10 protein-coding genes are annotated in these 21927 nt (G+C 66.3%); 6 read left to right on the top strand and 4 right to left on the bottom strand.

Going from position 1 to position 21927, the window contains the following annotated elements; genetic code table 11:
* The first annotated feature begins 18 nt into the window (after positions 1–18).
* The 3 genes from ACIGGF_RS06705 to ACIGGF_RS06695 all read left to right on the top strand — a co-directional run bounded on the left by ACIGGF_RS06705 (position 19) and on the right by ACIGGF_RS06695 (position 16548).
* A complete protein-coding gene (locus tag ACIGGF_RS06705) occupies positions 19–14646 on the top strand; it encodes an amino acid adenylation domain-containing protein (protein WP_397520606.1) in 14628 nt (4875 codons plus the stop codon).
* A 41-nt stretch (positions 14647–14687) separates the two neighbouring features.
* Positions 14688–15677 carry an alpha/beta hydrolase gene (locus tag ACIGGF_RS06700; protein ID WP_397520605.1) on the top strand — a complete coding sequence of 330 codons (990 nt, stop codon included), beginning with the start codon at positions 14688–14690 and terminating at the stop codon, positions 15675–15677.
* A 184-nt stretch (positions 15678–15861) separates the two neighbouring features.
* Positions 15862–16548: a thioesterase domain-containing protein gene (locus ACIGGF_RS06695; RefSeq protein WP_397520604.1), complete on the top strand. Its 687-nt coding sequence runs from the start codon at positions 15862–15864 to the stop codon at positions 16546–16548.
* Between the two features lie 9 nt (positions 16549–16557).
* On the opposite strand, the gene ACIGGF_RS06690 is transcribed toward ACIGGF_RS06695, so the two are convergent.
* Positions 16558–17895, bottom strand: coding sequence for an amylo-alpha-1,6-glucosidase (locus ACIGGF_RS06690; RefSeq protein ID WP_397520603.1), 1338 nt, complete (start codon positions 17893–17895; stop codon positions 16558–16560).
* Positions 17896–18002: 107 nt separating this feature from the next.
* On the opposite strand from ACIGGF_RS06690, the gene ACIGGF_RS06685 reads away from it, so the two are divergent.
* Both ACIGGF_RS06685 and ACIGGF_RS06680 read left to right on the top strand, forming a co-directional pair.
* Positions 18003–18518, top strand: coding sequence for a DinB family protein (locus ACIGGF_RS06685; RefSeq protein ID WP_397520602.1), 516 nt, complete (start codon positions 18003–18005; stop codon positions 18516–18518).
* A 123-nt stretch (positions 18519–18641) separates the two neighbouring features.
* The gene (locus tag ACIGGF_RS06680; protein ID WP_397520601.1) at positions 18642–19313 is read left to right on the top strand and encodes an SDR family oxidoreductase; all 672 of its coding nucleotides are present in this window, start codon (positions 18642–18644) and stop codon (positions 19311–19313) included.
* Positions 19314–19415: 102 nt separating this feature from the next.
* On the opposite strand, the gene ACIGGF_RS06675 is transcribed toward ACIGGF_RS06680, so the two are convergent.
* The 3 genes from ACIGGF_RS06675 to ACIGGF_RS06665 are packed head-to-tail and all read right to left on the bottom strand — an operon-like array spanning position 19416 to position 20801.
* Positions 19416–19718, bottom strand: a complete 303-nt coding sequence (locus tag ACIGGF_RS06675) for a cytochrome b/b6 domain-containing protein (RefSeq protein WP_397520600.1) — start codon at positions 19716–19718, stop codon at positions 19416–19418.
* A 2-nt stretch (positions 19719–19720) separates the two neighbouring features.
* Positions 19721–20026, bottom strand: coding sequence for a hypothetical protein (locus ACIGGF_RS06670; RefSeq protein WP_397520599.1), 306 nt, complete (start codon positions 20024–20026; stop codon positions 19721–19723).
* Positions 20010–20801, bottom strand: coding sequence for a molybdopterin-dependent oxidoreductase (locus ACIGGF_RS06665; RefSeq protein WP_397520598.1), 792 nt, complete (start codon positions 20799–20801; stop codon positions 20010–20012). The genes ACIGGF_RS06670 and ACIGGF_RS06665 overlap by 17 nt, the downstream gene beginning before the upstream one ends.
* 69 nt (positions 20802–20870) lie before the next feature.
* Here ACIGGF_RS06665 and ACIGGF_RS06660 point away from each other — a divergent pair, with 69 nt between their 5' ends.
* A complete protein-coding gene (locus tag ACIGGF_RS06660; RefSeq protein WP_397520597.1) occupies positions 20871–21914 on the top strand; it encodes an ABC transporter substrate-binding protein in 1044 nt (347 codons plus the stop codon).
* The last annotated feature ends 13 nt before the right edge of the window (positions 21915–21927 follow it).

Here is a 21927-nt window from a genome sequence, read left to right as displayed (position 1 = left end):
GCACGAAGAGGCGAGTCATTGGAATCCCCTGATTCACTGACGATTCGGGAAGAAGAGCTCGATCGGACGTCGACGGAAGATACCGAGCCGTTTCCGCTCACCGCAGCACAGCGCGGATTGTGGTTTACTCAACATTTGTTGAGTGATGTTCCTATTACGATTGCCAATTACCTCGATATTCGCGGAGCCGTCGATCTCGATCTGATGCGCTATGCCGCCCGCCGCACGGCCCGTGAGTTCGGTGTCGGTTCCCTGCGACTGCTCGAAGTGGACGGCGAACCCCACCAATACATCGATGTCGAGCACGGTGACGATTCGGTCGTGGTGGATTTTCGCCACGAGCCCGATCCGGAGCGTGCGGCCCGCGAATGGATGCGCAGCGCGTACAGCACGGCTGTCGATCTGACGCGCGGTCACCTGCTGACCGGCGCGATGCTGCGCATTTCCGACGACCGCACTTTCTTCTACTCCCACGTCCACCACATCGTGCTCGACGGCTACGGTTCCGTTCAGTTCATGCGCCGCGTCGCATCGATCTACACCGACGTCAGCGAAGGCCGCGAGCCCACACCGTCTCGGGCCGGCTCGCTCGGCGACGTCTACGCCGCCGAGGCGCACTATCGGCAGTCCCCCCGATTCGCAAAGGACCGCGAGTACTGGCGGAGCAAAACGACCGATCTGCCCGCGCCGCCGTCCATCACCGGCGTTATCGCACCTCCCGCAGCTCGGGCACACGTGACCGGGGGGTACCTTCCCGAGGCTGTCGAGCAACGGGTGGACGAGGCCGCGAACCGACTGGACTCCGCCTTCGCTCCGCTTGCCATCGCCGCCGTAGCGACCTTCCTTGCTCGGATGACCGGAACCACCGACGTGGTGCTGAGCCTGCCGGTCGCCGGCCGGACCACCGCGCTGCTGCGACGTTCCGGCGGCATGGTCTCCAACGTGCTGCCCATTCGCGTCCGCATCGGCCCGCAGTGCACTCTGTCGACACTGGTGGCAGGTGTGCAGTTGGAGCTCACCGGCGCACTGCGGCACCAGCGCTATCGGGCCGAGGACATCCGGCGCGATGCCGGTGCCGGCAGTGAGACTCGCGGATTCTTCGGCCCGGCGATCAACATCATGGCCTACGAGACCGAGGTTGCCTTCGGAGCTCTGACCGGCGAATTCAACGTGCTCTCCACCGGACCCGTCGAGGACCTCTCGGTCAACATCTACCCGGCGTCCAGCGGAACGCGCTCCCGCGTGGAGTTCGAGGGCAACCCCAACATCTACGGAGCCGAACAGTTCGCGGACCTGCACCGACGATTTCTGACGTTGTTCGAGCGCTTCCTCGCTGCCGACTCCGACACACCGGTTCGAGAACTCGATGTGCTCGACGCCGCCGAACGATCGGCACTCGTACCCTTGGCCGGGCCCGATGCGGTTGCGGCCGAACTGTTTCCGAACCTACTGCGCCGGGGCGTGGAGGCGGCGGCAGACAACATCGCCGTCGAGGCCGGGGACGAGACGCTGACCTACCGCGAACTCGACGCTCGCGCCAACACGATCGCCCGTGCTCTCATCGCGCGCGGAGCCGGGCCGGGTACCGTCGTCGCCGTCGCGCTGCCCCGCGGGATGGCATCGATCGTCGCACTGTGGGCAGTCGCCGCGTCCGGTGCCACCTTCGTTCCGGTCGATCCCGGCTACCCGGCCGAGCGAATCGCCCACATGCTGGTGGACTCCGCTGCGAGCATGGGGATCTGCGAACACGCGCTCTCGCACCGACTACCCGAGCAGGTGCGCTGGCTCGACATGGACGCCCCGGAATTCCGCGAGGAGTGCGCGAACAGGCCGTCCGAGCCGGTCACCGACTCGGAGCGCTGCGCGAATCTGACCGCGCAGCACGCCGCCTACATGATCTACACCTCCGGCTCCACCGGCACTCCCAAGGGCGTTCTGGTCACCCACGCCGGACTCGCGACATTCGCCGCAGACGCCAGACCCGAACTGGGCGTGACCACGACGTCGCGAATGCTGCGCTTCTCGTCGTCGAGTTTCGACGCCTCACTGTTCGAGATGATCCAGGCATTCAGCGCAGGAGCGACGATGGTCGTCGCACCGCCCACCGTGATCGGCGGTGACACGCTCACACACTTCCTTCGTGAGCGCCGCATCACCCACATCATCTGCGCTCCCGCGTTGCTCACCACCGTCGACGCCACCGAGCTCGACGGCCTCGACGCCGTCGTCGTCGGCGGAGACGTCATGCCGCCGGACCTGATCGATCGATTCGGTTCGCGGACAGCGCTGTTCAACAGCTACGGGCCCACCGAGACCACCATCGTCGTGACGATGACCCAGCCACAGACCGATCCACGCGCCATCACGATCGGCCGCCCCGTCCAGGGCTCGCACGTCGTCGTCCTGGACGGTCTGCTGCGGCCCGTGCCACCGGGATCGGCGGGAGAGCTCTACCTCGGCGGCCCCGGCATCGCTCGCGGGTACCACCACAGAACCGGGTTGTCCGCCGCGCGCTTCGTCGCCGACCCCTTCGGCCACGGACGCCGTCTGTACCGCACCGGAGACATCGTGCGCTGGACCGGCGCGCTCGACTCCGCTGAGCTCGAGTTCGTCGGCCGCAGCGACTTTCAAGTTCAGATCCACGGCCAACGCGTCGAACTCGGCGAGATCGACTCGGTGCTCTCCCAGCACGAGGCCGTCGACTTCGCGGTGTCGGTGGTGCATCGCCGCGGCGATGCGTCGATTCTGGTGTCCTACGTCAAACCGGCCGAAACACTCGACCACCCGGCGTTGCGCGCCTACGCATCGCGATTCCTACCCCCGCACATGGTGCCCGGGGTGGTTCTCGAACTCGACGCGATTCCCCTGACCCCCACCGGCAAAGTGGATCGATCCGCACTGCCACAACCCACCTTCGAGTCCGATGCCACGGCCTACCGCGCCCCGTCGACGCCGGTCGAACAGATCCTCGCCGACGCCATGGCGATTGTGCTGCAACGGGACTCGGTGAGCGTCGACGATTCGTTCTTCGCACTCGGTGGAGACAGCATCATCGCCATCCAACTGGTGGCCCGCGCGAAGTCGCTCGGGGTGGTGATCACCGCTCGTGACGTCTTCGAGCGTCGTACCGTCGCCGGGTTGGCCGAGGTCGCAACCGACACCGCGCACCAGGTGACGCTCGAGGAGCTGCCCGGCGGAGGCGTCGGCGACATGCCGTTGACCCCCATCATGAGGCAGACCGTTCGCTCCCTCACCGAAGCCGACGGCATGGACGCGTTCCACCAGACCCTGGTCCTGACCGCTCCGGCGGATCTCGAACTGGACGGCCTGCGCCGGACCGTTGCCGCGGTTATCGACCATCACGACGCACTGCGCTCGGTACTGACCGACGACGGCCTGACGATCCGGCCCGTCGGCAGCACGAACCTGGACGCCATCGTCACCCGCGTGTGCACCACGAGCAGGCCGGGTAGCCGCGAATTCGCCTCTGTTCTGGCCGAATCCGCTCGGGTGTTCACTGCCCGCCTGCGACCGCGCGCGGGCGTCATGCTGCAGGTTGTCTGGGTGGCACCCGACACCGGCCACCCCGAGATCATCGACACCCACGGAATCGGCCGCATCATCGTCATCGCGCACCACCTGGTGATGGACGGTGTCTCGTGGCGCATTCTGATTCCAGACCTGGCCGCAGCGTGGCATCAGGTTCAGTCGAAGTCCGACGTGCAGTTGCAGCCGGTCGCCACTTCGATGCGTCGGTGGGCCCACGGACTCCAGGACGTCGCTGCCCGCTCCGCAGCGGAACTCGACTGCTGGACAGCAATTCTCGACGGTCCGAACGACCTGATCGGCCGCCGCCCACTCGATCCTGCGGTCGACGTCGGGGCGACCCGGGAACAGGTGTCGGTCGAACTCACCGCCGAGGTCACCGAAGCATTGATCGGTCCGCTCACGCGGGCGTACCGCGGCACCGTCGACGACGTCCTGCTCACCGCGCTGGCGCTGGCTGTGCGCTCCTCGTCGTTCCTCGTGTCCGTCGAAAGCCACGGCCGAGACGAGGAGATCCTGCCCGGAGCCGACCTGTCTCGCACCGTCGGCTGGTTCACCTCTATCCACCCGGCGCGCCTGAGCCTCGACGGTCTCGACGCCGATTCGATTCTGACCGGAGACGTGTCGCCGTCCGATGCCGTCAAGCGCGTCAAGGAACAGCTGCGTGCGATACCGGGAGCGGGCAGCGGCTTCGGTCTACTGCGCTACCTGAACGACGACACCGGCACCGTCCTCGCCGAAAGTAATTCGCCGCAGATCAGTTTCAACTACCTGGGGCGCCTCGACACCGACATTCCCGACGCCCTGCGCGGACGCGGGTGGATCCCGGACGCATCGATGGACATCGGCGTGGGAAGCGGAGATCGACTGCCGGTCGCGGTCGCGTTGGACATCAATGCCGTGGTGACCAACGGCCGGTTGCGGGCCACGTTCGCCTTTCCCCGCGGTGTGCTGGACCGTCCGGAAGTCGACAGGTTGGCCGACCGATGGACCTCGGCGCTGGCGCGGCTCGCCGAGCACGCGGCATCCCCCGATGCGGGTGGTCTGACGCCGAGCGATGTTCTGCTGGCGAATGTCGAGCAGAGCTCGATCGATCGGTGGGCGAGCACATACGGCGAGCTGGAGGACATCTGGCCACTCGCTCCGCTGCAGCACGGACTGATGTTCCACTCCGAGCTCACCCGCGGACACGTCGACGTCTACACCGCGCAGTTGGTGTTCGAGCTCGGCGGAGACATCGACGTCGAGCGGTTGCACCGGGCGGCGCGTCGATTGCTCGCCCGCCACGACAGCCTGCGCACGGCCTTCGTTCGAGACGACCGAGGAACCGCGGCCGCGTTGGTTCTCGCCGACCCGTCACTGCCCTGGCGCATCATCGATGCCGACGCCGATCGCGTACCCGCCATCGCCCACGCAGAACGGATCTCGAGATTCGATCTGGACGCAGCTCCGTTGCTGCGGTTCGTCCTGGCGCGTACCGAGGACGGGGCGTCGCTCGTGGTCACCAACCACCACATCCTGTTCGACGGATGGTCGATGCCGATCTTCGTCAAAGAACTGCTGGTGCTCTACGCCGCCGACGGCCCCATCCCGATTCCGGCCAGGACCTACCGCGACTACCTGACGTGGCTCGACAAGCGCGATCATGCAGGGGCACTGGACAAGTGGGCCGAAGCACTGGCGGGCGTCGAAGAACCGTCGCTGATCGCGCCAGGCCACGGAGCGAACCCCGACATGCCGGCGGAGCTGCCGGTGGCCCTCGACGACGCCTCGGTAGTCGCCCTGAAAGCCGCGGCGCGAGACCTCTCGGTCACCGTCAACACCGTCGTGCAGGCAGCGTGGGCGTTGGTGCTCGCCACCGAACTCGGCCGTGAGGATGTCGTGTTCGGGGCGACCGTCTCGGGCCGGCCGGCCGGCCTGACCGGCGTCGAGGACACTCTCGGCCTGTTCATCAACACCCTGCCAGTGCGCGTCCGTGTCCATCGCAACGACACCGTCTCATCGCTGCTCGCGCGGGTCCAGGGCCAGAGTGTGGACCTGCTGGACAGTCACCACGTGGGGCTGCCCGAGATCCGGTCCCGAGTGGGTGCCGGGGCCGGGTTCGACACGCTGACGGTCTTCGAGTCCTACCCGGTGGACCATTCGGCACTCGATCGCGACACCGACATCGCCGGGATGCGAGTACGCGACCTCCAGGTGACCGATGCCACCCATTATCCGCTGACGCTGATCACCGTACTCGAACCGACGGTGCGGATGACGCTGAAATATGCTGCAGCAAGCATCGATTCGACTCGCGCAGCCTCGATTGCCGAACGGTTCCGCCGTGCCCTACGCGGCCTCACGAGCGATGCACAACGTCCGGTGGCGCAACTGGACCTGCTCTCCGAGGACGAGCATGCGCGTCGAGCAGCGTGGAACAGCACCGACCACCCGGTGCCCGAGCGCACTCTCGTCGATCTGCTCGCTGCGACCGCGAGCGAGCACGCCGACGCGACCGCAGCGGTCTTCGAGGGAAAGAGCCTGACGTACAGCAACTTCTGGGCAAGGGTGCGCTGCCTGGCTCGGTACCTGCGCAGTACCGGAATCGGGCCAGAGGACGTGGTGGGTGTTGCGATGCCCCGTTCGCTCGATCAACTGGTCGCGGTGCACGCCGTGGTGGCAGCCGGGGCTGCCTACCTTCCCATCGACCCGTCGACACCGCAGGCCCGCATCGAGCATGTTCTCGCGACCGCAGCACCGTCGCTGATTCTCGGTGCGCTGGTCGATGTTCCGGTGACCGTGATCGATCTCTGTACCTTGGATCTGAGCGGATTCAGCACCGCACCCCTCGACCCGCTGCCCGAGCTACGACCGGATCACCCTGCCTACGTGCTGTTCACCTCGGGCTCCACCGGAGTGCCCAAAGGGGTCACGGTCTCCCACCGAGCCATCGTCAACCGGCTGCTGTGGATGCAGCACGAGTATCCGCTGACACCCCGCGACATCGTGCTGCACAAGACTCCGGCGACGTTCGACGTCTCGGTGTGGGAACTGTTCTGGCCGTTGCTGGTCGGTGCCACAACGGTCATCGCCGAACCCGACGGCCATCGTGATCCGATGTACTTATCCGCGCTTGTTCGCGAACACGGCGTCACGACAGCGCATTTCGTGCCCTCGATGCTCGAGCTGTTTCTCACGTACGGCAAGCCGGAGCGATGCACCTCGCTGCGGCAGGTGTTCGCCAGCGGTGAAGCACTGCCGCGTGCCATCGTCGACCGTTTTCACCACTCGATCGACTCCGAGCTGCACAACCTGTACGGACCGACCGAGGCCGCAGTCGACGTCACCTACCACCGCACCCGAGCCGGCGACGAGGGTGCGGTACCGATCGGTGCGCCGGTGTGGAACACCACCGTGCACGTCCTCGATTCCGTACTTGCGCCGGTGCCGGTCGGCGTCATGGGTGAGCTCTACCTGGGCGGAGTGCAGCTGGCTCGGGGGTACGCCGCGCGGCCCGATCTCACCGCCGCGCGCTTCGTCGCCGCGGACTCCGGGCAGCGGCTGTACCGCACCGGAGACCTCGTTCGGTGGTCCGAGGACGGCTCTGTGCAGTACCTGGGCCGCAACGACTTCCAGGTCAAGCTTCGCGGGCAGCGTCTCGAACTCGGCGAGGTCGAAGCAGCACTGCTCGCGGTCGACGGCGTCCACGCGGCCGTCGCCGTCGTGCGCTCGGATCGACTTCTCGCCTACATCGTCGGCTCCGCGAATACCGACTCCGTGACGGCGCACGCGGCCCGCGTACTCCCCGAGTACATGGTGCCGTCGAGCATCGTCGTGCTCGACGCGATGCCGCTGGGTGCGACCGGAAAGCTCGACCGCACCGCACTCCCGGATCCGCTCGCGGCGACGGAGAAGTTCGTGGCACCATCGGGTCAGTCCGAAGAAGCGGTGGCACAGATCTTTTCCGAGGTCCTGGCCGCCGAGCAGGTGAGCGTGACCCGGTCGTGGTTCGCTCTCGGAGGCGATTCGCTCACCGCTACCCAGGTGGTCGCCCGGATCAATGCGGAACTGGACTCCGACCTCGGCGTCCGCGACCTGTTCGAGGCACCGACCGTCCGACTGCTGGCCGCACGCCTGGGCGGTGGCGGTCATTCCACCGGCTCCATCGTTCTCGGCCCCAGACCCGAACGAATTCCGTTGTCGCCGGCTCAGCACCGGATGTGGTTGATCAATCGGTTCGATCCCTCGTCGGCGGCCTACAACATCGCAGCGGCGTTCCGGGTGGACGGCGTCCTGGATATCGATGCGTTGCGTGCCGGTCTGCTCGACGTCGTCGAACGCCACGAGATTCTGCGCACCGTCTACCCCGACGGTCCCGACGGCCCCCATCAGGTCGTCACCTCGCAGTACCCGGAGGTGACCGTCTCCCGCACCGCCGAGCCGTTGCTCGACGGAGCTGTGTACGCACTCGCCGCACAGGGATTCGACGTGAGTGCCGCTCCGCCGTTGCGCACAGCGGTGCTCGAGATCTCGCCCGAGAACCACGTGCTCGTCGTCGTCGCGCACCACATCGCCGCCGACGGGTGGTCGATGAAGCCGCTGGCTCGCGATGTGATGATCGCGTGCGGATCCCGCGCGGCCGGCGGCGCACCGCAGTGGACTCCGCTGCCGGTGCAGTATGCCGATTACGCACTGTGGACCCTGGGCCGTCTCGGTGCCGAGGACGATCCCGATTCGATTGCATCCCGTCAGATCGATTACTGGACCGCCGCATTGGACGGCGTACCCGAGCGACTCGCGCTACCGACGGATCGGCCCCACCCAGCGGTGGCCTCGCATCGAGGGAGCCGGCTGTCGATCGCTCTGGACGCGAGCACCGTCGCCGCAATGACCTCGCTAGCCGAAAGCACCGGCTCGACGCGCTTCATGATCGCGCACGCAGCACTGGCGATCATGCTCGCGCGCGTCTCGGGCACCCGCGACATCACCATCGGCACACCGGTGGCCGGCCGCGGACAACGCGAGTTGGACGACCTCGTCGGAATGTTCGTCGGAACCCTGGTGCTGCGCTCGCAGATCGAGCCGTCCGCACCGTTCACCGACATCCTGAGCTCGGTGCGCGACAACGATCTCGACGCCTACGCCAACGCCGACATTCCGTTCGAGCGATTGGTCGAGATTCTGCAGCCACCGCGTTCGACGGCGCACCACCCGTTGTTCCAAGTGATGCTGTCGATCGAGGATGCGCCGCCGCCGGTGGTCGAGCTGCCGAACCTGTCGGTTCGCCCACTCGATACCGCGCACGTGGCCGCCAAGTTCGACCTGCACGTCACGCTGTCGTTTCCCTCGTCAGCCGAAGCAGCCGCGGTGGAGTTCGTCTATGCCACCGACATATTCGACGAAGCGACGGTGACGGTTCTCGCTGAGCGGTTCCGCGCGATTCTCGCATCGGCGCTCGCGGATCCGAACCGGCCGGTGGGAGACATTCCGATCCTGTCCGCCGACGAGCGCCATCGCCCCCACGGCGCACCCGCGCTGGCGCATCGCACCCTGCCCGAACTACTGGCGGGTGCCGTCATGAGTGCAGGCGGCAGCGGTGTCGCCATCGAGGCCGGCGAGGTCCGGTGGACCTACTCCCAGTTGGACGACGCCGCAACCGTATTGGCACGCAGGCTGATTCGCCACGGAATCGGTCCGGAACAGTATGTGGCGGTTGCGCTGCGGCGCGGTGTGTCGTCGATCCTTGCGACCTGGGCGGTGGCCAAGACCGGTGCCGCGTTCGTTCCGATCGACCCGAACCATCCGACCGAACGCATCGCCTCCATGCTCGCCGATTCCGGGGTGGCTCTGGGTATCACGCACGATCGACACCGCGATTCACTGCCGACCGGACCCGCATGGATCTGCATCGACGAGATGTCGGAGGCGGACGGGGACAGCACGCCGGTGGGAGATCTGGACCGAACCGAGATGCTTCGATCGGATCACCCTGCCTACATGATCTACACCTCGGGTACCACCGGACATCCGAAGGGCGTCGTCGTCTCACACCGCGGACTGGCGAATCTCGTTGCGGATCTGGTCGACAACTTCGGACTCGACACCCGTTCGCGTACATTGCATGTCGCGTCACCGAGCTTCGACGCCTCGGTGCTCGAGCTGCTGCTGGCCGTCGGCGCGGGATCGACCATGGTGATCGCCGACGCCGACGTGCTCGGCGGACCCGAACTCGCAGCCGTGCTGCAGGGCGTCACCCATGCCTTCGTGACGCCGTCCGCGTTGGCCACGGTGGACCCGTGCGATGTTCCGGGCACCACCACGATCGTCGTCGGCGGCGAAGCGTGCCCACCGACGCTCGCCGACGCGTGGTCTGCGCGCCTGCGGATGTTCAACGGATACGGGCCCACCGAGACCACCGTCTTCGCCACGATCGACGGGCCCCTCGAGTCGGGGGCTCCCGTGTCGATCGGAGGCCCGCTTCGGGGCTTCGAGTCGGCGGTTCTCGATGACCGTCTACATCCGGTGCCCACCGGATCCGTAGGCGAGCTCTACCTCACCGGTGACGGCGTCGCGCGTGGATACCACCGTCGATTCGGTTTGACAGCAACACGTTTCGTCGCCGACCACCACGGCCGCAGGCTGTATCGCACCGGTGATCTGGTCCGCCATGACCAGGACCGGTACCGGTACATCGGCCGCTCCGACGAACAGGTGAAGGTCCGTGGATTCCGCATCGAGCTCGGTGAGATCGATGCGGTACTGGCGCGCTACGACGGCGTCGCGCAGTCGGTGAGCGCGGTGAGCGGTTCCCAGGTGTCCGGCTACGTGGTGCCGGCAACCGGTCGAATACTCGACCCAGAGCTGATTCGACACCACGCACGCCGCTTCCTGCCCACTCACATGGTGCCGCAGTCGATCACGATCCTCGAGGCTCTCCCGCGGACCGACTCGGGCAAGGTCGATCGGATCGCGCTGCCCGTGCCGACCGTCGGCGCGCAGGTCTTCGCCGAGCCGGCCACTGCCACCGAGCACATCGTCGCCGACGCCTTCGCCCTCGTGCTCGACGCAGGATCGGTGGGGGCCGAGGACGATTTCTTCGCACTCGGTGGTACCTCGCTGTCGGCGACCCGAGTGATCTCGCACATCAACGACGCCGCGGGGACCGCGCTACCGGTGCGCACCCTGTTCGAGTCGACGACGGTGCGATCGTTGGCCGTGGCGGTCGACTCGGCCGAGCGCTCTGCGTTGCCGCGTCTGGTGGCCGGGCCGCGACCATCGGTGATCCCACTGTCGTTCGCGCAGATGCGCATGTGGTTGCTCAACCGATTCGATCCCACGTCGGCGGCGTACAACATCGCGTTCGCCGTGCAGTTGGACGGCGCCCTCGACGGCGATGCCTTGCAGCTCGCCGTCGACGATGTGCTCCTCCGACACGAATCGCTCCGCACCTACTTTCCCGTGGTCGGCGACGGTCCCGCACAGGTGATCGCCCCGAACGTGGCCCTCGACCTGCGCCCGGTGGACGTCAAGGAGACCGAGGTGCTGGCCCGAGTCGCACAGGTGATCGGCCGCGGGTTCGACGTCACCGACGGTGTCCCGTTGCGCGGCGCGCTGCTGCGGACCGGGCCGAGCGCGCACGTACTGGTTCTCGTCGTGCATCACATCAGCGCCGACGGCTTGTCGATCGGTCCCCTGGCCCGTGACGTCGCCGTGGCCTACGGGGCGCGGTCCCACGGCACGCCGCCCCAGTGGACGCCGCTGCCCGTGCAGTACGCCGACTTCGCCGTGTGGCAGCGCACGGTGCTGGGCAGCGACGAGGACCCCGTTTCGGTTCTGGCACAGCAGATTCGGTACTGGAAGCAGACTCTGGCCGACCTACCTGCGGTGCTCGATCTGCCGACCGACAGACCCCGTCCGGCGGTAGCGTCCAAACGTGGACGCGCTGTGCAGTTCTCGCTCTCCGAGCAGACCGGTGCGGGTGTGCGGGCACTCGCCAGGTCCACCGGAGCCTCGGTGTTCATGGTGCTGCACGCGGCGTACGGGGCGCTGCTGGCCCGGCTGACCGGGGGCACCGACATCGCCGTCGGCACCCCCGTCTCAGGACGTGGATCGGGAGCCCTGGACGACGTCGTCGGCATGTTCGTCAACACCCTCGTGCTGCGCCTCGACGTCGACCCGAGCATGTCGTTCACCGAACTCGTAGCGCACACCCGCACCGTGGATCTGGCCGCGATGGAACACTCCGATGTCCCGTTCGAGCGAGTGGTGGAGGCAGTGGCACCGGCGCGCTCGACCGCACACTCGCCGCTGTTCCAGGCCCTGATCGCCGTGGAGACCGAGCGGCCCAGCGGCACAACACTGCCCGGGCTCGAGATCACGCCGTTCCCGTACGAGTCCGAGGTCACTCGCTTCGATTTGGCACTGACGATCACCGACTCCGATGTTCTGAGTGGATCGCTGCGGTACGCAACGGATCTGTTCGACGCGGCCACTGCCGGACGGTTCGTCGACGAGTTCACCGCGCTGCTGGGCGCGGCCCTCGACCGACCGGCTGCACCGATCGGCGACCTCGCTCCGACGCGTGACGGCGTGCTGCACGGGTCGGCCGACGCCCCCGTCCGCACGCTCGGAGACATGATCGACGACGCCGTCGCCGCCCGTCCCGACGCAATTGCTCTGCGCTGGAACGGCATCGACTACACCTACCGCCACGCGAATGCCTACGCGAATCGATGGGCGCGCGTACTGCTGGGCTACGGGGTCGGACCCGAAACGGTGGTCGCCGTGGCGCTTCCCCGATCGGCAGAATCGGTGCTGTGCACGTGGGCCGTCACTCGGACCGGCGCTGCCTACCTCCCGGTCGATCCGGCGTACCCCGCCGAGCGGATCGCGCACATGATCACCGATTCCGGTGCCGTGCTCGGCCTGACGACAGCGGAGGCCGGCCGCAGGCTGCCATCGGAGGTGCCGTGGGTCGAACTCGACGACCCCGCAACGATGGCCGAATTCGAGCAGGCGTCCGAATTGCCCATCGACACTGCCGAAATCACCGGACCGGTCACGGCCTCGACCGCGGCGTACGTCATCTACACGTCCGGTTCCACCGGGCGGCCGAAGGGTGTCGTCGTCGGTCACCAGGGGCTGGCGAACCTGGCGGCCTCGCGCAAGGAGCTGCATCGCGTCGAACCGTCGTCTCGGTTCCTGCACAACACGTCGCCGAGTTTCGACATGGCCGTCGGCGAGATGATCTCGGCACTGTCCGCAGCGGCCACACTCGTCGTCTCCCCGCCGCGCATTCTCGGTGGGTCGGAGCTGGCCGCGTTCATCCGCGACGAACAGATCACCCACGCCTTGATGACGCCGTCTGCGCTGTCGACGCTGGATCCGGTGGGACTCGAGTGCCTCGAAGTACTGTGCGTCGGCGGTGAAGCGTGCAGCACCGAACTGGTGGCCCGGTGGAGCCCGGGACGCCTGATGCTCAACGGATACGGGCCGACCGAGGCCACCGACATCTCGACGCTCGGTGAGGTGCGGACCGGCGAGCCGATCACCCTGGGCCGTCCGCTGCACGGGTTGCGCGCCATGGTGCTCGACGCGCGCTTGCATCCTGTGCCGGTGGGAGTGCGCGGGGAATTGTACGTGGCCGGTCCTGCACTGGCGCGCGGCTACCACTGCCGATCCGGTTTGACGGCAACACGTTTCGTCGCCGATCCGCTGCATCCGGCAACTCGGATGTACCGAACCGGCGACGTGGTGCGACGCACGGCCGACGGTCGATTGCTCTACAGCGGTCGCAGCGATCAGCAGGTGAAGATCCGCGGATTCCGCATCGAACCGGGGGAGGTCGACGCGGTGCTGACCGCGCACGCCGACGTGGAATCCGCAGTGACGCTGGCAGTGCCGGGTCCCGCGGGAGAGACCACATTGGTGTCGTACATCACCGGTTCAGCAGCGCCCGACGCGGTGCGCGAGCATGCCCGGCGCTCGTTGCCCGCGCACATGGTGCCGTCCGCGGTGACGATCATCGCGCAGGTTCCGCGCACCGGAACCGGAAAGCTCGATGTCGCCGCGCTACCGGCACCGCTGTTCGGAACCACCGGCTACCGCCCCGCGCGAACGGCGGCCGAGATCGCCGTGGTGGAGACCTTCGAGGCGGTGCTCCAGACGCGTCCGATCGGGTTGGACGACAACTTCTTCGATCTCGGCGGTAGCTCACTGTCTGCGATGCGGGTGATCGGCGAGCTGCGCGCGCGCTGTTACGAAATCGGTATGCAGTCGCTGCTGATGGATGCATCGGTGAGTGCCGTTGCCGAGCGGATCTCGTCCGATTCGGTGGACACCGAGGAACTGGCCGTGCTGCTGCCGCTGCGGGACGTGGGCTCGGGAGCTCCGGTGTTCTGCATTCACCCGATTCTCGGATTGTCCTGGTGCTACTCCGGATTGGCCGATCACCTCGACAATCCGCTGTACGGTCTGCAGACTCCGACGCCGGACCAACTGCCGAAGACGCTGGCGCAGTTGGCTGCTCGCTACGTCGAGGAGATCACCCGGATAGCACCCGACGGCCCGGTGCACCTGCTCGGTTGGTCGCTGGGCGGCGTCATCGCGCACGAGATGGCAGTCCAACTCGTGGCGTCCGGCCGAACCGTGGCCTCACTGACGCTGCTCGACGCCCATCACGGCGATCGGGGCGAGTGGGCCGAGGCGATTCCGGTGGCAGACCTGACGTCGGGGCTCGGGCTCGATGTCCCCGACGGTCAGGTGGTCTCCCTCGACACCGCGGGCGATTTGCTCGACTCCGTCGATACCGGGGGCATCCTCGTCCGCACCGACATCGAGCGTCTCATCGACGCAGCGCGGCACAATCACGAACTGCTGCAACGACATCGGCCCGGCGTCTATCCCGGCGACGTCCTGTACGTCGCGGCCGGCCGCGACGGCGGCGATGGCGGCGATGGCGTCGGGCAGTGGTATCCGCATGTCGCGGGCTTCACCACGGTCGTGTCCGTATCGGCAACGCACTGGCAGATGTGCGCGCCGTCCACCCTCGCTGCCGTCGGTCCCAGGATTGCCCACCAACTTCGCTCCGCCGAGAAGAAAGAACTGACGAATCGATAAAAGCTCCATTCCCGACGGTCGTCGTCCGCCGCCTCGCGGTGATGACACTGTCCGCCGGATTGCTGTTCGGCCTACCCGCGGTGGCAACGGCCGATCCGGTGGCACCTGCCGTCGGGGAGAATCGAGGGCCGGTGGGAACTCTCCGCGGAATCGACAAGATCGACGACGTCCGCTGGGATGTGTTCGTTCATTCGCCGTCGATGGACACCGACATCAAGCTCCAGGTGATCAGGCCGGCGGACACGTCGGTGCCGAGGCCCACTCTGTACATGCTCAACGGTGCCGGTGCAGGTGTGGACAGTGCCAACTGGTTGGTCAAGACCGACATCGTGGAGCTCTTCGCGGACAAGAACGTCAACGTCGTCATGCCCGTCGGCGGGTCTTTCAGTTACTACACCGACTGGGTGCGCGACGATCCGAAGCTCGGCCGCAACAAGTGGCAGACGTTCCTCACCCACGAGCTACCGCCGGTGCTCGACGACGCGTTGGGAGCCGACGGCGTCAATGCCATCGGCGGGCTGTCGATGTCCGCCGGGTCGGTGCTCGATCTGGCCATTCAAGCTCCCGGCCTGTACCGAGGCGTGGCGTCGTACAGCGGCTGCGCGCAGACGAGCGATCCGGTCACTCGCAGCTTCATACGCGCGTTGGTGCGGCTGCGCGGCGGCGGCGACACCGACAACATGTGGGGACCGGACGGTGATCCGCGCTGGGTGGAGCACGACCCGCTGGTCAACGCCGAGAAGCTTCGTGGACTCGAGCTGTTCGTCTCCAATGCCAGCGGGTTGCCCGGGCCGTACGAGATGCCCGGTGTCGTTCGCCCCGCCGACTCCCCGCCGCTAGCCGACCAGGCAGTGCTGGGGGGTCTCATCGAGGCCGGCTCGAACGTCTGTGCCCACAATCTGGTGAACCGTCTCGGCGAACTCGGCATCCCCGTCACCACGAACTTCTTGCCGACCGGCACGCATTCGTGGCAGTACTGGCAGGACGCACTGCGGGCATCCTGGCCGACGCTGGAGCGGGCGCTGAGCTGATGGGGTCTGCGCACCTGGTCGCTCATGGTGAACAGTCACTAATGCGTTCTGTCCACAGACATGATTGAGTCTTCGATAATGAGACGTGGGTAACACTCACGCGGTCGTTGGCGACATACCCATAGTCGGCACGAACAAACCCTATGGAAACACGAACTACATCTCTTGGCTCGGAGGCGCACCCATGACTGTCGTGAACGATCTCTCGCATCTCGCTCTCACGGAACTCGACCCATCCGATTATGCGGTGCCGACCATCGCGCCGATCCGAACCGCAGGTCATCTCGATCCCGTGTTCTGCGTCCACCCGCTGGTGGGGCTAATCGATTGTTACTCCGGGCTGTCCGCGCACGTCGACGACGCGCGGCCGATCTACGGCATCCAGGTGCCGACCTCCGGTGAGCGCGCCGAGTCTCTCGCAGCCCTGGCCGCCGCCTACGCCGACGACATAGTTCGCGTCCAGCCCACGGGTGCCGTCCACCTGCTGGGGATGTCGTTCGGCGGAGTTCTTGCCCACGCCATCGCCGTCGCACTGCAGACCCGCGGCATCACCGTCGGTGCACTGACGCTGCTGGACAGCGACCCGGTCCGAGCCCGCGCCGAGGGAGCCGATCTTCTCGCGTCCATGGGTGACGACATCGATCGCAGTCACGTCGAGGAGTTGTTGGCCGTCGCCTCGCACAACGACGAGCTCGTTCAGCGGCATCTGCCCGGCATCTTCTTCGGCGACATCCTCGCCGTCTCGTCCCTGGGAACCGACTCCGGTTCCGCGTGGCACCCCTTCGTGTGCGGAACGGTCGCCAAGTACCTCGTGCCCGACGCCACCGCGTTCGATGTCGTCGGCCCCTTGGTCGACAGCTACCTCCGCTGATCCCTCGTTCTATCCCAGCCAGTCCAGCACGGCCGCGGCCGTCCAGGATTGCTGCATGCTGCCGAGCGGCTTGCCGGTGAACGGCTCGTAGTACTCGGCGAAACTGCCGTCGCTGGCCTGACGCAGGCCCTCGTCCCGTAGGGACAACGACCGCTCGGACCACCCGCGGCGCGCGAACGCCCACGAGAACAACCACGTCATCACCGGCCACACCGGCCCACGCCAGTACTCACGGGCGCGGAAATCCTTGGAGACCGGCGACGTCGACGGCGGGACGGCGTACCGCAGATCCGGATGTCCACAGAATCGCGTGCCCTCGAACAGTCGCAGCAGATTACGTTCCTGCTCGCGCGGCAAACCGCCGCACAGCAGCGGCGCGAACATCGCGATGGTCTCGGTGCCGATCCACTGACCGGTGCGCAGATCGAAGTCACGGGCTCCACCCGAGCGTGCGTCGGTCGTCGCGACCACGCCTGCGCGAAACTTGTCGGCCCACGACCGCAACTCCCGCACATCCGAGCGAGGACGAGAGTGGTCCTCGCCGATGGTGGCGAGTACGTCGCAGGCCACCGCGAAGATGGCGCTGACGAACACATCCTCGACGGCGAAGCTCATCTTGGTCTTCAGCGCGTCGTCGTCGTAGCCGACCTGCTTCATCTCTTCGACGAGCCAGATGTAGCGGTCGTACTCGAGGTTGCTGGGCCGCTGAGAGGAGTCGGTGATGACCGCCTTGTCCTCCCTGAAGTACGGATCCATCTCTCCCGGAATCACATTGGCGTAGGCCGAATCCCAGCGCGGCGAATTGTCCATGCCCGACTCCCAGCCGTGGAACAGTGCGATGCGGCCGTTGTCGTCGACGTCGCGGGCATGGGCGAGCCATCGATGCCACCGCACCAGGTCACCCCAGCGTCGATCGAGAAACTCCTCGGCGACAGCGCGAGTAGTACGTCCGTGCCGTTTGGAGTGATCGAGGATGCGCTGCACGGCGATCGCGTGTACAGGGGGTTGGGTGATTCCCGAGGTCTGCGGACTCATCGGAGCCTGCGGGGCGAGGGTGCCGGTGGCCCACCGCGCCGGGCCGGGAAAGTAGCCGTCGACCCCGTTGGCGAACACGATGTGCGGAATCATCCCGTTCTTCCACTGCGCCGAGAGAAGCGTGTCCATCTCCACCACCGCGCGCTCGACGCTCAACGGGGCCAGGCCCACGGAGACGAACGCCGCATCCCAGCTCCACATGTGCGGATACAGCCTCGGGGCAGCGCTCGTCATGGTGCCCAGGTCGTTGCCCCGGAGCAGATACGCCGCCCGTGCCGCCAGCTGCGTGGAAGTGAAACCTCGGTCGCCCATGCAGACAGTTTGCGTCCATACGCGTGATTTTGCTCGGTTCGATTGCGGACCGTAGCTGTCCTCAATCGTTCCTAGTGTGGGTTTCACCAGCTATCAGGAGGAAAACAATGGCCACCGAGAACACCGACATCCAGAAGATGCTCGACGAACAACGCGCGAACTTTCTCATCACCGTCCGCGGAATCACCGATGAGCAGGCACGTACCCGCACCACCGCGAGCGAACTGACGCTCGGCGGCCTGCTGCATCACGTCATCAGCAACGAGCGACACTGGATGACGGTGATAGCGGAACTCGACGAGACGGCCGAGTTCGACATGGCCGGCGCGGGCAGTGAGTACGTGATGGGCGTCGATGAGACCGTGGCGGGTTTGGTTGCGGAATGGGAAGAGGTGGCCCGCGCAACTTCTGCGGCGCTGGACTCGCTGGACCTCGATATTTCGGTCCCGGTGCCGACAGCGCCGTGGGCGCCCGAACGCGTCTGGCAGAGCGCGCGATTCACCGTGCTGCACATCCTCCGCGAGATCTCCCAGCACGCGGGTCACGCGGACATCATTCGCGAGGAACTCGACGGTGCGAACTCCACGCAGACTTGGGCTTCCGAGGCGGGGATGAGCTTCTAGCCGAGTGCGAGTTGCTGCTGCAACGAATGCTCCACTCCACGGGTGCAGGCCGGGGATTCTCCGATTCACGCTCAGGAGTGGAGCGAAACGTGCGGAGGCACGGGGCCTGATTACTGTGGCTGTATGACTCGTACTGCGCTGGTGACCGGAGCAAGCCGTGGCCTCGGGGCCCATATCGCTCGATTGCTCGCTCCGGATCACCACGTCCTGCTCGGCGGGCGATCAGCCGAGTCTCTCGAGGCCATCGCGTCGGAACTGGCAGGAGCTACACCGTGGCCGGTGGAACTGACCGATCCCGACGCGGTGGCGGCCGCCGCGTCGGGCATCGATTCTCTGGACGTGTTGGTGCACAACGCCGGAGTCGCTGCGCTCGGAACGGTGGAGGAGTCGACGGCCGATGAGTGGCGTCGACAGTACGAAGTGAATGTCATCGCCGTCGTCGAGCTCACTCGCCTGTTGCTCCCGGCCCTGCGTGCTGCGAACGGTCATGTGGTGCTGATCAATTCGGGTGCAGGACTGCGCGCGAACCCGGGCTGGGGCGGCTATGCGGCAAGCAAGTTCGCCCTGAGGGCCTTCGGGGATGCACTGCGCCAGGAGGAACCGTCGTTGCGCGTGACGTCGATACACCCCGGCCGTATCGACACCGAGATGCAGCGGGACATCGTGGCACATGAGGGTGGGGAGTACGACGGCTCGAAGTTCCTGCAGCCCAGCACTGTTGCGCTCTCCGTTCGCAATGCCATCGACACCCCCGCCGATGCTCATCCCACGGAGTTGGTGCTGCGCACCAGGTGAGCGGAACTTCGTAGTGGGGGTCGAGTTTCCGTTCACGACCCGGGGATCGACAGAAGTACTGCCAGTCCTGGCGCCGGGTGTCGCTACACGATCGGGCTGGCATCACGTGGCCGGGGGACCCTCGTCCACCCATTCCGGATGCTCGCGCTCCGCCCACTCCCGCGTGACGACGCCCTCCGTCATTCCGCGCATCGCCTCGGTATCGCGCCACGCGTAGGTGATGTGTCCGACCACCAGAAGCCCGAATCCCACTGCGAACCAGTCGTGTACGAAGGTCGCACCGATCCGCCAGTCGAGCGGGCTCCAGTTCTGGAAGTACATCACCGCACCGGTCAACAGCAGCACGAGAATCGATCCGCCGCTGAGGGCGCCGTTCAACTTCTGACCCGCGTTGAACTTGCCCACACCTACCGCTCCGAGACGACGAGCTTTGGAACGCAACCACTCCAGTCGTCGTCGACGAATCGGTTCAGTCGCGTCATGTCCCGTCGGTAGCCCCTCGATACCGCACCGGCAAGCAGCGGAACCGGAAGCAGGAAGCCCGACCACACGTGCACGAATTCGACGATCGGGCGATGACCGACGAGCACCGCGAGTGACCCGATGTACAAGATCGCGGCGGTGATGATGCAGACGATCACCAAGATCCCGACAGCCCAGTGGACGTACCGTTCCACCCGCCCGAATCGGGGGAGCTCAGGCCGTGGGGTCATCGCGACGCCCGTTCGATTCGCCGACGTACGCGTCGATGTCGTATCCGCGCTTCTCCCAGTAGCCCGGCACCACGTTGTCGGTCAGCTCGATCCCGCCGAGCCACTTGATGCTCTTGTAGCCGTACATCGACGCCACGAACAGTCGAACGGGCCCGCCGTGGTCGTGGGTCACCGGACCGTCCAGCATGGTCAGCGCAACCATGACGTCATCCGAACGTGCCTGCTCGAGCGTCAGACTTTCCGTGTAGGTCCCGTCGAACGAGGTGAAGCGAAGCGAGTTCGCCGACGCGGTGGGTCCGACGGCATCGAGAATATCGGCCAATCGCACTCCACTCCAAGCAACTTCGGGTACCCGCCATCCCGTGACGCACTGAAAGTCACGCACCAACGACGTCTGCGGCATAGAACGGAGGTCCTGCAGAGTGAACGTCCGCGGTGAGTCGACGGAACCGCCCACCGTCAGGGAATAGGAGCTTTCGTCCTTGCGCGGCGCGCCCAGCGTCACCGAATAGAACCGAAAATTGTTTCCGACGGGAATCAGCCCGATCAAGCCCGTCGGATCGTGATTGCCTAGTGGGCCGAGCACGGACGCGAGACCGTTCTGCAGTGCCCCGCCGCCCACGATGCCCGCGGCACCCGCTGCCACCAGGCCGAGCACAACTCGGCGGCCGACGGGCCTACCCGGAATCTCTTGCTCGTCGATCGGCATCCCGCCACTGTCCACGCTCGACGCCGAGCGGGCGCTTCCGCCCTGGGTGTCGGGGACCAACTTCACCGATTTCACCTCGAATTGGATAGTCTTCCAACGAAGGCAATGGTTGCCTAACTTGGATGATGGGAAAGTATGCGGATCTTCGGAAAGTCACCGACTCGAACTCCCGCCTCTCGGCGCACACTGACAACGGCCTTCGCCGTGCTCTCCCTGGTGGGTGTGACGGCATTGAGCGGATGCTCTTCTTCCGACAGCGGACCGGCGGAGTCCGACGAGGCCGGCTCGGAAGCGGGCTTCAGCTACGTGGACGGTCGCGGGGAGACAGTCGAACTCGACGCAGTTCCGTCGCGCATCGTGGCCAGCGAACAGGCCGCTGCGGCGCTGATTCCGTTGGGGATCAAGCCGATCGGAATCTGGGGCGGCAGCTCCTTCGAGTCGTCCATCCCCCTTCGTGGCCTCGATCTCGACGGCATCGAGAGCGTGGGACAGGCATACGGCGACATCGACGTCGAACAGGTGGCGGCCCTCGACCCCGATGTGATCATCACCGGCTGGTACGCCGGTGACGCCTACGGCGGCCTCGGTCTGGACACCTCCGACCTCGCCAAGAACCTCGAACAGGTGGCACCGTTCCTCGCGGTCTCCGCGCAGAAGCCCTCGTCCGAGACGCTGAAGGACTACGAGGCTCTCGCCACCGAACTCGGTGCCGACGTCGATACCGAAGAAACCAGAGCGGACCGGGACGCCTACGACTCCGCGGTCGCCGACCTGAAGGACGCGATCGCAGCGAAGCCGGGTCTGACCGCGATGGCCATTTCCCCGTCGGACCAGTACTACGTCGCGATCAACGACGAGTTCCCCGAACTACGCGACTACCAGAACTGGGGCCTGACGCTTCTCGAGTCCGATGTTCCGCGCGCCGCCGACTCGGGATCCTTCACCCCGGTGAGCTGGGAGAACGTCGGTCAGTACCAGCCGAATCTCATTCTGCTGGACACCCGTTCGTACTCGACCCCGTTGGCAGAGCTCGAGGCCGACCGTCCCACCTGGGCTCTGGTGGAAGCGGCCGAGGCGGGCAACATCGCCGATTGGACCACCGACGCGACGAACAACTACGAGAGCTACACCACGCAGATCGTCGACCTGACGGCGGCAATCGAGAAGACGACCGTCTAGATCCACAGGATCG

Source organism: Rhodococcus sp. NPDC078407, from assembly GCF_044542515.1.
GTDB lineage: Bacteria > Actinomycetota > Actinomycetes > Mycobacteriales > Mycobacteriaceae > Rhodococcoides.
The sequence above is the reverse complement of the archived record's forward strand: the minus strand, read 5'-3'. Positions and strand labels throughout refer to the sequence as shown.

What these genes read in the sequence shown, in the direction of transcription:
- ACIGGF_RS06700 (WP_397520605.1), top strand. Translation starts at nt 14,688, where the DNA reads ATGACACTGTCCGCCGGATTGCTGTTCGGCCTACCCGCGGTGGCAACG.
- ACIGGF_RS06680 (WP_397520601.1), top strand. Translation starts at nt 18,642, where the DNA reads ATGACTCGTACTGCGCTGGTGACCGGAGCAAGCCGTGGCCTCGGGGCC.
- ACIGGF_RS06690 (WP_397520603.1), bottom strand. Translation starts at nt 17,895, where the DNA reads ATGGGCGACCGAGGTTTCACTTCCACGCAGCTGGCGGCACGGGCGGCG.
- ACIGGF_RS06670 (WP_397520599.1), bottom strand. Translation starts at nt 20,026, where the DNA reads ATGACCCCACGGCCTGAGCTCCCCCGATTCGGGCGGGTGGAACGGTAC.
- ACIGGF_RS06685 (WP_397520602.1), top strand. Translation starts at nt 18,003, where the DNA reads ATGGCCACCGAGAACACCGACATCCAGAAGATGCTCGACGAACAACGC.
- ACIGGF_RS06660 (WP_397520597.1), top strand. Translation starts at nt 20,871, where the DNA reads ATGCGGATCTTCGGAAAGTCACCGACTCGAACTCCCGCCTCTCGGCGC.
- ACIGGF_RS06695 (WP_397520604.1), top strand. Translation starts at nt 15,862, where the DNA reads ATGACTGTCGTGAACGATCTCTCGCATCTCGCTCTCACGGAACTCGAC.